Source organism: Bowmanella yangjiangensis (genome assembly GCF_017255015.1).
Taxonomy (GTDB): domain Bacteria; phylum Pseudomonadota; class Gammaproteobacteria; order Enterobacterales; family Alteromonadaceae; genus Bowmanella; species Bowmanella yangjiangensis.
Genome location: NZ_JAFKCS010000036.1, coordinates 1 through 10,641, shown reverse-complemented (window position 1 = coordinate 10,641; position 10,641 = coordinate 1). Strand labels below are relative to the sequence as shown.

The 10,641-nt window shown below is 58.6% G+C and carries 22 protein-coding genes; 19 read left to right on the top strand and 3 right to left on the bottom strand.

Going from position 1 to position 10,641, the window contains the following annotated elements; all coding sequences use genetic code 11:
* The 3 genes from J0A65_RS20355 to J0A65_RS20345 form a co-directional block, all read right to left on the bottom strand.
* Nucleotides 1–405, bottom strand: a 405-nt coding sequence (locus J0A65_RS20355) for a hypothetical protein (RefSeq protein WP_206596177.1), incomplete at its 3' end; no start/stop codon positions are given.
* 1 nt (nucleotide 406) lies between these two features.
* The gene (locus tag J0A65_RS20350) at nucleotides 407–1,291 is read right to left on the bottom strand and encodes a hypothetical protein (protein WP_206596176.1); all 885 of its coding nucleotides are present in this window, start codon (nucleotides 1,289–1,291) and stop codon (nucleotides 407–409) included.
* Nucleotides 1,260–1,454, bottom strand: a complete 195-nt coding sequence (locus tag J0A65_RS20345) for a Cro/CI family transcriptional regulator (RefSeq protein ID WP_206596175.1) — start codon at nucleotides 1,452–1,454, stop codon at nucleotides 1,260–1,262. Before J0A65_RS20345 ends, J0A65_RS20350 begins: the two co-directional genes overlap by 32 nt.
* 33 nt (nucleotides 1,455–1,487) lie before the next feature.
* Between J0A65_RS20345 and J0A65_RS20340 the strand changes: the two genes are divergently transcribed.
* The 19 genes from J0A65_RS20340 to J0A65_RS20250 form a co-directional block, all read left to right on the top strand.
* Nucleotides 1,488–2,300 (top strand): S24 family peptidase, encoded by an 813-nt coding sequence (locus tag J0A65_RS20340; protein ID WP_206596174.1) that lies wholly within the window; start codon nucleotides 1,488–1,490, stop codon nucleotides 2,298–2,300.
* Between the two features lie 11 nt (nucleotides 2,301–2,311).
* Entirely contained in the window at nucleotides 2,312–2,644 is a 333-nt protein-coding gene (locus J0A65_RS20335; protein WP_206596173.1) for a hypothetical protein, read from the top strand.
* 23 nt (nucleotides 2,645–2,667) lie between these two features.
* The gene (locus J0A65_RS20330; protein ID WP_206596172.1) at nucleotides 2,668–3,204 is read left to right on the top strand and encodes a hypothetical protein; all 537 of its coding nucleotides are present in this window, start codon (nucleotides 2,668–2,670) and stop codon (nucleotides 3,202–3,204) included.
* Between the two features lie 475 nt (nucleotides 3,205–3,679).
* Nucleotides 3,680–4,135, top strand: coding sequence for a hypothetical protein (locus J0A65_RS20325; RefSeq protein WP_206596171.1), 456 nt, complete (start codon nucleotides 3,680–3,682; stop codon nucleotides 4,133–4,135).
* Nucleotides 4,132–4,392 (top strand): hypothetical protein, encoded by a 261-nt coding sequence (locus J0A65_RS20320; RefSeq protein WP_206596170.1) that lies wholly within the window; start codon nucleotides 4,132–4,134, stop codon nucleotides 4,390–4,392. The genes J0A65_RS20325 and J0A65_RS20320 overlap by 4 nt, the downstream gene beginning before the upstream one ends.
* A 2-nt stretch (nucleotides 4,393–4,394) precedes the next feature.
* Entirely contained in the window at nucleotides 4,395–4,685 is a 291-nt protein-coding gene (locus tag J0A65_RS20315) for a hypothetical protein (protein ID WP_206596169.1), read from the top strand.
* 542 nt (nucleotides 4,686–5,227) lie between these two features.
* Complete coding sequence (locus tag J0A65_RS20310; RefSeq protein ID WP_206596168.1) at nucleotides 5,228–5,581, top strand: hypothetical protein; 354 nt, start codon at nucleotides 5,228–5,230, stop codon at nucleotides 5,579–5,581.
* 35 nt (nucleotides 5,582–5,616) lie between these two features.
* Nucleotides 5,617–5,952, top strand: a complete 336-nt coding sequence (locus J0A65_RS20305; protein ID WP_206596167.1) for a hypothetical protein — start codon at nucleotides 5,617–5,619, stop codon at nucleotides 5,950–5,952.
* Nucleotides 5,942–6,241 (top strand): hypothetical protein, encoded by a 300-nt coding sequence (locus J0A65_RS20300; protein WP_206596166.1) that lies wholly within the window; start codon nucleotides 5,942–5,944, stop codon nucleotides 6,239–6,241. Before J0A65_RS20305 ends, J0A65_RS20300 begins: the two co-directional genes overlap by 11 nt.
* On the top strand, nucleotides 6,238–6,471 hold the full coding sequence (locus J0A65_RS20295) for a hypothetical protein (RefSeq protein WP_206596165.1): 234 nt from the start codon (nucleotides 6,238–6,240) through the stop codon (nucleotides 6,469–6,471). The genes J0A65_RS20300 and J0A65_RS20295 overlap by 4 nt, the downstream gene beginning before the upstream one ends.
* The gene (locus J0A65_RS20290; protein ID WP_206596164.1) at nucleotides 6,468–6,701 is read left to right on the top strand and encodes a hypothetical protein; all 234 of its coding nucleotides are present in this window, start codon (nucleotides 6,468–6,470) and stop codon (nucleotides 6,699–6,701) included. The genes J0A65_RS20295 and J0A65_RS20290 overlap by 4 nt, the downstream gene beginning before the upstream one ends.
* Nucleotides 6,698–7,207, top strand: coding sequence for a hypothetical protein (locus tag J0A65_RS20285; protein ID WP_206596163.1), 510 nt, complete (start codon nucleotides 6,698–6,700; stop codon nucleotides 7,205–7,207). The genes J0A65_RS20290 and J0A65_RS20285 overlap by 4 nt, the downstream gene beginning before the upstream one ends.
* On the top strand, nucleotides 7,204–7,356 hold the full coding sequence (locus J0A65_RS20280; RefSeq protein ID WP_206596162.1) for a hypothetical protein: 153 nt from the start codon (nucleotides 7,204–7,206) through the stop codon (nucleotides 7,354–7,356). The genes J0A65_RS20285 and J0A65_RS20280 overlap by 4 nt, the downstream gene beginning before the upstream one ends.
* Nucleotides 7,353–7,559 (top strand): hypothetical protein, encoded by a 207-nt coding sequence (locus J0A65_RS20275; protein WP_206596161.1) that lies wholly within the window; start codon nucleotides 7,353–7,355, stop codon nucleotides 7,557–7,559. Before J0A65_RS20280 ends, J0A65_RS20275 begins: the two co-directional genes overlap by 4 nt.
* The gene (locus tag J0A65_RS20270; protein ID WP_206596160.1) at nucleotides 7,556–7,840 is read left to right on the top strand and encodes a hypothetical protein; all 285 of its coding nucleotides are present in this window, start codon (nucleotides 7,556–7,558) and stop codon (nucleotides 7,838–7,840) included. Before J0A65_RS20275 ends, J0A65_RS20270 begins: the two co-directional genes overlap by 4 nt.
* A 115-nt stretch (nucleotides 7,841–7,955) precedes the next feature.
* Nucleotides 7,956–8,174 carry a hypothetical protein gene (locus J0A65_RS20265; protein WP_061238215.1) on the top strand — a complete coding sequence of 73 codons (219 nt, stop codon included), beginning with the start codon at nucleotides 7,956–7,958 and terminating at the stop codon, nucleotides 8,172–8,174.
* 665 nt (nucleotides 8,175–8,839) lie between these two features.
* The gene (locus tag J0A65_RS20260) at nucleotides 8,840–9,187 is read left to right on the top strand and encodes a hypothetical protein (protein WP_206596159.1); all 348 of its coding nucleotides are present in this window, start codon (nucleotides 8,840–8,842) and stop codon (nucleotides 9,185–9,187) included.
* Between the two features lie 54 nt (nucleotides 9,188–9,241).
* Nucleotides 9,242–10,165 carry a recombinase RecT gene (locus J0A65_RS20255; protein WP_206596158.1) on the top strand — a complete coding sequence of 308 codons (924 nt, stop codon included), beginning with the start codon at nucleotides 9,242–9,244 and terminating at the stop codon, nucleotides 10,163–10,165.
* On the top strand, nucleotides 10,162–10,641 hold a 480-nt coding region (locus J0A65_RS20250; protein WP_206596157.1), incomplete at its 3' end, for a YqaJ viral recombinase family protein. The genes J0A65_RS20255 and J0A65_RS20250, both read left to right, overlap by 4 nt.

The window sequence follows — 10,641 nt, the reverse complement described above, 5'->3', positions numbered from 1 at the left end:
TCGGATTTTTTTCCGACCACCTTCTTGCTTAAGGTCGGATTTTTTTCCGACCTTCTTGGCTCCTTTAGAGGTCGGATATTTTTCCGACCCATCGCGCTTGCGGTTCCACTCTTGAGCCTTCTCTGTCAGGCGAAACAGGGTGATGCTCGCAGTGCTAGAAAGGACGATCAGGCCTGCAGCTGCCAGGGCCTTCAGCATCCTGTAAGCGGTGTCCGCCTTGTCAGTCAGCAGTGGCAGCTCTTCGATGATCTTCGCCTTGCTCAGCGCGTAGAAGGTCGCACCGTCTTGCTCAACCGGCGCAGCCCAACTCGGAGCGCTGTAGACGAACGCAAACAGCAATGCCTGCTGTGCGTTCAGACCCCATTCAAGGGCCTTTACTTGGTTGATGGTGACGGTGAATTGCATGTCAGTTCACCAGCTCGGATACGCGCTCAGATGCCTGGGCAAGCGCGGTCGCCTTGGCAGCCAGTGCGTAGAGAGCGGTTGTGAATTCGGGCAGATGCTCCCTGTCGGACTCGTCCAGGGTCAGGTCGTCGAAGACCTTGGAGCCGACGCTTGTTACGTCGCCCATGCGACCGAGAAGCGAGCCAAACACCTGCATGGCGCCCATGCCTTCAACGCCGACTGGGCGAACAGCGAGAAGGCCATAGCGGCTGGCCAGTTCGATCAGGGCGCGTTCACGCCAAGGATGATCAAGGGCGGCGATCCACGATTCTTCGATCCAGGACGGGATGGTCACGCCGTCACGCGAGCCTGCAAGCCAACGCTCTACGCGCTTGCACCAGGTGTTGAAGACGCGGCCGTAGGTGGCCATGTCGCTGGTCTTGGTCAGGGCCTTCAGGTTCGGGTATTTCTCGTCTTCGCAGCGCGCCGGAGCGGCCTCGAACAGGCAGTGATTCAGGCGTTCGGCAAAGCCGTCCTGGCTCATGCTGGTGCGGGCGATCATGTCTTGGGCAATCGCCACAAGCACCGCGTCCCGCGTTTCGTGTCCCAAATTCGACGTTTTCATCAATGCCCTCCTGGGCGAACCTGTCATCACTCGATCAGCCGACAGGTAATCCCCATGCAACCGACCATCGAAACTCTTCAGGGCGAACTGCTTGCCCTTCGCTGCCACATCGCTGCCCTGATGGAGGCGCAGCCTTTGCAATCTCAGTTGCGGTTCCGGGCTAAGCTGGAATCCGCCGTGTTGCTTCTCCGTCCTTGCCAGCGTGGCGAGCGTCAGGACGGTTTCGACCAGGCCGTTACGGCGCTGGCGGTTAAGCGGCAGGCTGGGCGAACTTCTGAGCATCCGCAGATGCGCGAAGCTGACCCCCGGTGAGCGCTTGGATTTGCAGCTGTCGCAGCACGGGCACGTCTTCAGGCCACTGCGATACAGCGCCAGGGCTGATACCCAGCGCTGCGGCGACTTTGCTTACGCCCTTGAAGTGCGCGAGGACCTCTGACTTTTTCATGGAGCACCTCTTTCTGGTTTTGGTGATTTAAGCATGCTTAATCTTGATGTGCAAGGAAGCCCTACATGCTTAATCGGCACGCATTTAAGCTCGCTTAAATTTTGTAGAGATATGGCGATGCTTTTTTTCGGCAGGGAGATTCAGGAGCCTGAAGGCAGGCATCAGCGCGTGGCACTGGCCATTGAGCACAGCGGCAAGTCAAAGAGCTACATCGCGCAGCGGTGTGGCGTGTCGCCTTCTGCCGTGACGCAGTGGACCTCTGGCGAAACAGCAGCAATCAAGCCGGAGAATCTGTTCGCCCTGGCAACCGAGACGGGCGTGAGCGCCAAGTGGATTGCGACAGGAGAAGGCCGTCCCGAGCCTTACACGCCGAAGACCAATATCCATGCATGGGAGGCGCCAGACGACCTACCCGATGACGAGTTCATAATTGCTCCCAGGCTGTCGGTTAGGTTCGCGGCTGGGTCAGGAGAGATGGTGATAGAGGAAATTCACCAGGACCAGGGCAACGCCTATCGCATGGACTGGATACGCAGGCGCCGCTTGAGCCCGAAGAATCTGGCCGATTTCATCGTTCGCGGTGACTCAATGTGGCCGACGCTGCCAGACACATCAAAGGTCACCCTGGACCTTTCGAACACTTCGATATCGGATGGCGCGGTCTACGGCATCAGGTATGGCGACGAGCTGCGTATAAAGAGGCTCTTCAAGAGATTCGACGGAGGCCTGATCATCCGATCAGACAATTCCTCGAAGTATCCAGAGGAATCGATCGATCCTGAACAGCTCGAGCAGATTGCGGTGATAGGCCGGTACGTCGCACACAGTTTCGACGGAGACATCTAGGAGGGATAGCTATGGCGCTGATCAAATGCGCGGAGTGCGGCGGTAGCGTTTCAACGGAAGCCAAGGCTTGCCCGCATTGCGGCGCGGCGGCCGGGAAGAGAGCCAGCTACCTGTGGTTGATAGCGCTGCCAATTGGCGCCGTCGTGGTCTTTCTGGCAATTGGCTTCATCAATTCCAGCCCCATGAAGAGCAGGGAGCGGGCGGCAATCGACGAGTGCTGGAAGACCGCTAGGACGATCATCACCGGGAGCGCCGCCAGGAAGCTTGCGGATGCCACATGCCGGTCCATGATTGATGAGTTCGAGCGCAAGCACGGACCATCACCGTCTCTTCCTCGCCACTGAACACTACCGACAAGGAGGTCGCCATGCGCGCCGCCATTCCACTGCTTGCAATCACTCTCCTCGCCGGCTGCGCTCAGCAGAACATTGGGCCGGCGCCGGCTATGACTGACGCGCCGGTCTGTTACTCGAAGGCGCAGTGCGATGCAATGTGGGCCGAGGCAATGGCCAGCGCCCCGCTGATCGGCGGCATGCGCATTCAAACGGCCACGGATACCTACCTGCAGACCTACAACGCCACGGACTTCGGACGCATGGGCGCCATGGCTCGCAAGATGCCAAGGCCTGATGGCAGCACGGCCATTGAGTCGCGATTCACCTGCTACTTCTCCTGCGGCCATGAAGCGATCAAGGCCGTGAACCTGTTCAACGAGCGCGTGAGCAAGGCCGGCGCCGGGTTCGGCGGCGCAGCCCCGCAGAAGGCGGCAGGAGCTGCTGATTCTGCGCCAGGGCAACTAAGCAAAGAACAGTGGCGCGCCCAGCAGCTTGAACAGCTCAAGAGCGAGACCGGCCTCTCCTATGACGAATACCAGCGCCGCTATCGGCAGATCATGGCCGACTGACCGGACCTAAGCCGCACACAAGATCCCGCCCCGAGCGGGATTTTTTTCGCCTCCACTTTCAGCATGCTAAATATTTTTCTTCAGCATGCTTGACCAGGGCTTTTAAGCTTGCTTAAATCAATCACAAGCCAGCAACAACTGGCCAAGGCGAAAGCCAGCTCGAACTGCCGGATCGATACCGGCCAGATCAAGAAGGGGTTTAGCGAGGTCGAGCCCTAATCGACCCACCGGGAAAAGGGATCAGAGATCCTGCCTCGCCCGGCCAGGCGCAGCGTAGAGCCTGGATGAACAAGAGTGCAGTCGGGCAGAGCCGTGGACTGTTGAAGTGAAAATTCTGGTGCAGACAGCCAACAGGAGGAACCAGCCAGTGAAGAACTAAGCCCAGCCGACAGATCGGGTCGGCAATACGCGCATACGTGCCCACTACCAACCGGGCCGCCGGGCTGCACTCAAGCGCGGAGCAACACGATGCCCCATGACCACCGCCCTATTCAGATTGCAGGCGATGCGAGGGAAGCCCAAGGCCAAACCACTGAGCGCCGAGCTGCCATCTGAGGCGGTGAAGCCATACCGACATAAGTGCGGAAAGCCCCGCAAGAAGCCAGATCGCTGCGCGGGGCGAAAGACAGATTTCCTCGATGCCATTCGCAAGAGTGGCATCAAGGGAAGTCAACCAAATGAGGAAATACCAATGAAGCCAAATAGCGTGGAAGACCTGATCCGCAATCACAGCAAAGCACGCGTGATCAAGGCTGCGCCGGCCGACCCGAAAGCAAGCAATGCTTGGCCTTCAGCGCGAAATGACAGACGCCGACGCCGTAGATGCCATGGTGCGCAAGTACGCGAAGTAGTCACTGCTGGCCTTGGCAACAGGGCCATCACCAATGCGCGCTTAGGGTTCGCATCGGTGATCAACGGGAGAGCGACATGAGCGAATTTTCGGTAAGCCAGGAAGTGGTAGACGAAGCAGCGGCGTCCTGCGCGCGGTTGCTGGTCAAGTGGTTCGGCGGCGTAGAAGAGGCGATTCAGGAGCTGCAGAAAGACCCGGTAGCGATGGCGCAGATTGCTATTGCTCAGCATCGCGATGACGTTCGTCACATGTCGCTGCGCGCTCACATGCGCATCACCGACTTTAGCCGGTTTCTATGCGAAGAACTGAAATTCAGAGCCGTAGGGCATAGGAGATAGAGATGGCCAAGATGAAATATACGATCGAGAAAGTTCTGTATTTTGCCAATCAGCGCAGTGGCATTCATGTGCACCCGAGCGAAAAAGAGCGCGATACCGACCTACATCGAATTATTGAAGCTCTGATCGAAAAGGGAGATATCCACTTGGTAGGCACTGACGATTCTGGTGACTACTACCAGACCACGAAATCCGGCGATATCCACCTGCTCAAGCTTCAGATTTCCTGGCGCAAAGCACATGGTAAGGACACCTCTGAGCATGAGGCGTCACTGGCAAAGCTTGCCGCCTAACCCACCGCCCTGCCTAGCATGGCAGATGGCATCGGTGATGGATGAATGCGGAGTGATGATCCGCAGCGTGAACGATCAGGTGGCCTCTTGCCAGTCAAGATCACACCTGCGTTAGGCGCGAAAGGACACAAGTGAACCCTTGGACGCGCTGGAGGGTAGCCGCCAGCAAGCCGGACTGCATCACCGGCCATCCATCAACCGATGTCATCTACCGCAGCACCCTCCCTTGCCGCTCCCCGCGGCCTTTTTGCCGGTTAGCCGGCTCCCTATTCCCGTTCGCAGGGTTCGGGCCTGCGTGGCAGCTGGAAAGACAGCGTAGACAGCCCGTGAAGGGCCGCGAGCTGCCGCGAATTGAACGCAGTGATCAGACGGAGGATTCCCCCATGTAACAGCCCCGCCATGGCCGGCACGACCAAGGCCGTAGACATATGCGAAAGCCCGGCACAGTCCGGGCTTTCTTTTGCCTGCATCCGAGTGGCTGCGCATCGTTGCCAGCCGAATGCAGAGCCCATTTCTCCACGCACACATAGCGAGGATTGATCATGTCCGAAAAACATACGCCAGGTGACTGGAGAATCAGCCACATCATTGTGGGGCGCGTCAGTTCTCGCGCAGAGATCAAGTCCGGCGACACCCATATCGCCAGCGTTTACGCGCCAGGGTCGGACCGCAGTCAGAAGGGCGCGCCGACGCGGAAGCAGGCATTCGCTAACCGTTCTCTGATCGCTGCGGCTCCAGACCTCTTAGCTGCACTGGAAACCGCCCGCGACTACGTTGCCGGCGAGTTGGAATATCGCAAGCAGGGGTTGGCCGGATACCCGGATAAGTGGCGTACCGAAGAGCAAGACCTGGCCGCTATTGATGCCGCCCTAAGCAAAGCCCGAGGCACCTCATGAACACAGCCCTAAGCGCCGCACAGTGGCGGCATGACATGGCAGAGCCTGCTGTTGCGCCGCAGGACACGAAGATCGGCGGCAAGTGGCTGGAGGAATCGATTAGAGCGCTGATCCTTGGCCTGGACGTAACGGTCGGCAAGGTCACCATCCGCGCCCGCGACTTCATCAGCGAGTACAGCCAGGCCGCTGTCGAGATCACTGCCCGCGACACTGAGTTTCACCTTGACTGGGCCTTTGCCCGTGGCAACGCAGTGTTCGCAGGAACCGAGTATCAGAAGCTTGCCCGCGAAGTGGCCGAGCGCATGCTGATGCCGCACATCAACGAAGCAATCCTGCGCCGGGAATGGCTGGAGGTGGACTGTGACTGTTAAGCGGTATGACCCAATCAACAGCGACGGGACGTGCGGAATCTGCGTCGAAGAGCCTGGCTATGGTGCCTACGTCGAATTTGCCGACTACGACGCCCTGCTCTCCATCAATGCAGGGCTGCTGGAGGCGTTTGAGACAGCCACAAAGGGCGTTATCTCAATGGTAGTTGAGCTTGAGTTGGGCAGGCCAGCAACCGATGCGCAGATAGAGAAAACGATCCAGCTTGCAAAGCCTGGCAGCCTAGTTGGTGACATGGTCGCCGCACTAGCCAAAGCAAGGAGCGCGTCATGACTGCAAAGCGATACACGCTGACTCCAAACCTTACGGCTGAGGCCATTGCTTTTCTTCCAGACTGCGTTGTCAGTGCGAAGGACTACGACGACCTTGCAGCAATCAACAATGTGCTGTTTGAAGCGCTGGACGGGCTAATGATGGAAGAGTCTCGCGGACGAATCATGCCGATCGGCAAGGCCTGGGACGACGCCAGGGCGGCAATAGCAAAGGCGGTGAATCCGAAATGACTAAGCCAACTTCGATCTACGAACAGTGCGCGAAGGTGGCCATCGACAAGCTTGCGTTTTCGCGGTTTCCAATGGGCGAGCTTGACCCGGTTATCGGCTTCATCGCCGCTGGCTTCCCTGGCTACTACGACGCAGAACGGCGCGATTCGCTTATCGAACTGGCGCGGCACTGCGCCGGCAAACAACGCCAGCGCCAACTGGATGCGCAGCGGATTGGGAGGATGGCATGACTGATATCGACTGGAGCAAGGTGCCGGAAGATGCAATAGGAGCAATGATTGCTAAGTTCGAGCACTCAGGTGGATATGGTGTTGTAGAGTTCATCTGCAGCGAGAACCAACGGCGCGGATACACGGAAGGTCTTGATGCTTGGGAATGGCATGCAAGGCCAGCAGAATGGGTCGGAAAAGGGTTGCCGCCTACTGACACTGTATGTGAATACAACGCAGCGTCTCGTCACGCAGATGGTGGGGAATTATGGTGCGTAGTACAGGTTAAATATCGATCTGAATGGGTGATCGTATTTGAGTGCATTTCAGCTCCAAGCGGTCACGAAGGATCTGTAGGTGTAGAACTGTTTGGCGATGTAAACAGTTCGCTTGAAAGCCGATTCCGCCCCATCCGCACGCCCGAGCAGATCGCGCAGGAAAGAGCGCTATCTGAGATCGAGGCGCTGTACAGCGAAGGCGGACCTGCCGCCGTATATGACGCCGGCTATCGCAAGGTGACCCCATGAACCGCCCCGCCCAACGCGCCAAGCTGCGCGCAAGAGTGAACGCCGCTGAGGATCGCCTGCACCGTCTGCATGAGATGCGCGACTGGACCGGCATATCAAGAGCACTGCCGGCCTACTGGCTGGCTCGGAATGATTGGAGGGCGGCGTGATCGATATTAACTGGAAGAAAGGCCCTGAAGATGCAACCCACTGGGGGCCAGACACTGCTATCTATCACGAATGCTTTTACAAGAAATCAGGCGATACATGGATGTTTGCCGCAGGCCATACGGAATGGAAATGGAGTTCTGAGCCAGTAGCTCCATTCGATGAAGAAAGAATGTCTGAGCTTGTAGAGAGGAATCAGCCATGACCACCCCAATCGTACCCAGCATCAGTGACGAGCAGTTGGAAGATATCAACAACTACTGCGCTCGACCGATCTTCAAGGACGACGCGCATGCACCGGTAACAATGGGTGAGATACGCGGCCTTATCGCCCGCCTGCGCGCTGCCGAAGCTGATGCGAAGCGCTACCAGTGGCTGACAGGCAGTAACCCAACCATGGGCATTCTGGAGCGCATGACGCGAGGCGAGCTGATAGGCCATGAGATTGACATGGTAATTGACCGAGCCATGGAGAGAGCGCCATGACCATAACTCTCCGCTTACCGAAGCCCGCCGAGATGATCAAAGCGGGCTTTTTTGTGGCCTGCTTCCTTGGGTCTATCTATGTATTTGCGTCGGCTGTGGCCGAGGTGGTGAGTTGATGAGCAAGCACATGGGACAGATGCATATCGTCTACGGCGAGTGTGGACACGTCATCGCGGCATGCTGGGTGACTGGTAACGAAGCCGACGCCGCCAACTTCAAGCGCCGCAAGTTGCGCGCAGGCCAGCGCATGGAAACGGTCGAGCGCTATGCCGGCGACCCCATGCCGGAATGGTGCACGGCTTCGTGCCCTCGCGTGCCGGGAGTTCAGCCATGACCCGCCGCCAACGCGCCCTACGCTGCGCAATCTATCGCGGCGCCTTCTCCGGTATCTGCTTCTTCACTGTACTCATCGGCGCATTGGGCGCTGTTGATTGGATTGCGGGGTGATTTATGAGCAAATGGAGAGACATGAAATCAGCGCCAAAAGACGGGACTCGAATCCTGACTAGGCGTCCTGGCCGAAGCGTAGGAATCAGCAGCTGGGATGATCAGCGTTTTCATAAAAACCCAAGGCCATATTGGCGAGATGAAAGATATTTCGGTGTAACGCTAGACCGGAACACAAAGCCAAACGGCTGGATGCCTTTGCCTGATCCAGACGACGTAATCGCGCCGATACGGATCGCAAGTCCGCAAGACTAACCACCGTTTACGGGGATGCAGTGCCACTAGCGTGGCGACAGACTGAATCGGAACTCTCCGCCTCAGTAGGTCTGGGGTGAGAACCAGCCGTCTAGCGAGCGGCCATCCCCACCTATCACAACCCGCGCTCGACGGGCCGGCTAACCGGATATTCGAGACGGGATAAGCCGGTAGTGCCCGAGGCTTAACACCGGCAGCTGCGAGCGGGTAGCACCTCCAAGCGAAACCCTTGCGTCCGTGATCGCGCCGAGTAGCCCGCGTTAAGGGCTCACCAATTCAACCCAAAGGGTAATAGCCATGAGCTTCTATGAAGACAACGTGGCCGATGGATCGCACTGCATGAGCTGCTGCCAGTACATCGGCGAGGATGTTGGTTATCCGCGCGCGTGCGTTCAGTGCGGAGGAGAGCCAGGCGCCGGAGTCGGCGGGAAGGCAGCAAAGCGAGTCAGGATGCGAATGTTCGAAGACTGGCTGCAGCGTACAGGTGTGGCGCACACCAAGCACAACAACGGCTACCACGTGGTCATGACTCTGCCGGATGGCCGCAAGATCGACGTTTGGCCCAGCACCAAGAAGTGGCAGCTACGCGGCGGAAAGATGAGTCGCGACGGCAACGCGCTGAACCGTCTGGTTCGCGGCAAGTAAAACCATTTCCACCCCACCTCTCACAACATCACCAGCGCCCTGGAGGGCGAAGCTATGTCTAACGCACTCTCGACCATCACGAGCGATATCTACGGTGCTCGCGATGCGTTTGCATCCGTCCTGACCGATCGATCGCTCAACTTCGAGCGTGAGGCCGAGTTCGCGATTCAGACGATCGCGGCCAACGACTACTCGACCAAGCTGGCCCTGAACAACCGCCAGTCGGTCGTCAACGCCGTGACCAACATCGCGGCGATCGGCATCAGCCTTAACCCGGCGAAGAAGCAGGCCTATCTGGTCCCTCGAGACGGGAAGATCTGCCTCGACATCAGCTACATCGGCCTTATGGATCTGGCCATGAATACCGGCGCCATCCGCTGGGCTCAGGCCGAACTGGTCTACAGCGGCGACAACTTCGCGCTGAACGGCTTCGACAAGCCGCCGACTCACTCTTTCAACCCGTTCGCCAAGGATCGCGGCGACGTGATCGGGGTGTACGTGGTCGTCAAGACCGCCGACGGCGACTACCTGACCGAGACCATGAGCATGGATGAGGTCAACGCGATTCGCGATCGCTCGAGCGCATGGAAGGCCTGGGTAGATAAGAAGAAATCGTGCCCATGGGTGACCGACCCCGGCGAGATGGCGAAGAAGACATGCGTCAAGCGCGCTTACAAGTTCTGGCCGAAGACAGATCGTCTCGAGGAAGCGATTCACTACTTGAACACCGAGGGCAACGAGGGGCTGGCCAATCTGAGCAAGCCGGCCAATGACTCCGACCTGGCCGTGCGCTGGATCGATCAAGCGGTCAAGGCGCAGTCCAAGGAAGCGCTTCAGCAAGTCTGGATATCCGGGCTGGCTGACATCAAGCAAGCGAAGGACAAGGTCGCCTACCCACAATTCAAGGCCGCCGTCGAGAAACGCAAGGCCGAACTTGAGGCGCCAGAGAATCAGCCGATCGAAGGTGAAACCGTATGATCCTGATCGAATGCGAACAAGGCAGCCCCGAGTGGCACCAGGCCAGGGCCGGCTGCATCACCGCCAGCATGTTCGAAGTGGCTCGCTCTCGGGTTGATGGCCTTACAGCGCAGCAACAGAAATACGTCGACGCGCTGCTGGCCGGCAAGAGCGAGGCCGAGGCGCGAGACGCTGCCGAGTACAAGGCGGCGCCGAAGGCTGAGGCTGTGAAGAAGGCGCTGGCTGGCGAACCAGTTGGCCGCCCTTCTGACGCAGCGCTCAACTACGCCTTCAGCCTGGCGATCGAACGCATCAGCGGCATCCCGCTCGATAACGGCTTCGAGACATGGCACATGAAGCGCGGCCACGAACTCGAGCCAGAGGCGCGCATGGAGCACGAGATGCAGACCGGGCTGATCATCCAGCGCGCCGGCTTCGTGACCACCGACGACGGCGCTTTCGGTGCCAGCGCTGACGGCCTGATCGGTGAAGACGGC

What these genes read in the sequence shown, in the direction of transcription:
- J0A65_RS20315 (WP_206596169.1), top strand. Translation starts at nt 4,395, where the DNA reads ATGGCCAAGATGAAATATACGATCGAGAAAGTTCTGTATTTTGCCAAT.
- J0A65_RS20255 (WP_206596158.1), top strand. Translation starts at nt 9,242, where the DNA reads ATGTCTAACGCACTCTCGACCATCACGAGCGATATCTACGGTGCTCGC.
- J0A65_RS20335 (WP_206596173.1), top strand. Translation starts at nt 2,312, where the DNA reads ATGGCGCTGATCAAATGCGCGGAGTGCGGCGGTAGCGTTTCAACGGAA.
- J0A65_RS20260 (WP_206596159.1), top strand. Translation starts at nt 8,840, where the DNA reads ATGAGCTTCTATGAAGACAACGTGGCCGATGGATCGCACTGCATGAGC.
- J0A65_RS20305 (WP_206596167.1), top strand. Translation starts at nt 5,617, where the DNA reads ATGGCAGAGCCTGCTGTTGCGCCGCAGGACACGAAGATCGGCGGCAAG.
- J0A65_RS20325 (WP_206596171.1), top strand. Translation starts at nt 3,680, where the DNA reads ATGACCACCGCCCTATTCAGATTGCAGGCGATGCGAGGGAAGCCCAAG.
- J0A65_RS20290 (WP_206596164.1), top strand. Translation starts at nt 6,468, where the DNA reads ATGACTAAGCCAACTTCGATCTACGAACAGTGCGCGAAGGTGGCCATC.
- J0A65_RS20295 (WP_206596165.1), top strand. Translation starts at nt 6,238, where the DNA reads ATGACTGCAAAGCGATACACGCTGACTCCAAACCTTACGGCTGAGGCC.
- J0A65_RS20350 (WP_206596176.1), bottom strand. Translation starts at nt 1,291, where the DNA reads ATGCTCAGAAGTTCGCCCAGCCTGCCGCTTAACCGCCAGCGCCGTAAC.
- J0A65_RS20310 (WP_206596168.1), top strand. Translation starts at nt 5,228, where the DNA reads ATGTCCGAAAAACATACGCCAGGTGACTGGAGAATCAGCCACATCATT.
- J0A65_RS20330 (WP_206596172.1), top strand. Translation starts at nt 2,668, where the DNA reads ATGCGCGCCGCCATTCCACTGCTTGCAATCACTCTCCTCGCCGGCTGC.
- J0A65_RS20320 (WP_206596170.1), top strand. Translation starts at nt 4,132, where the DNA reads ATGAGCGAATTTTCGGTAAGCCAGGAAGTGGTAGACGAAGCAGCGGCG.
- J0A65_RS20345 (WP_206596175.1), bottom strand. Translation starts at nt 1,454, where the DNA reads ATGAAAAAGTCAGAGGTCCTCGCGCACTTCAAGGGCGTAAGCAAAGTC.
- J0A65_RS20265 (WP_061238215.1), top strand. Translation starts at nt 7,956, where the DNA reads ATGAGCAAGCACATGGGACAGATGCATATCGTCTACGGCGAGTGTGGA.
- J0A65_RS20270 (WP_206596160.1), top strand. Translation starts at nt 7,556, where the DNA reads ATGACCACCCCAATCGTACCCAGCATCAGTGACGAGCAGTTGGAAGAT.
- J0A65_RS20285 (WP_206596163.1), top strand. Translation starts at nt 6,698, where the DNA reads ATGACTGATATCGACTGGAGCAAGGTGCCGGAAGATGCAATAGGAGCA.
- J0A65_RS20340 (WP_206596174.1), top strand. Translation starts at nt 1,488, where the DNA reads ATGCTTAATCTTGATGTGCAAGGAAGCCCTACATGCTTAATCGGCACG.
- J0A65_RS20280 (WP_206596162.1), top strand. Translation starts at nt 7,204, where the DNA reads ATGAACCGCCCCGCCCAACGCGCCAAGCTGCGCGCAAGAGTGAACGCC.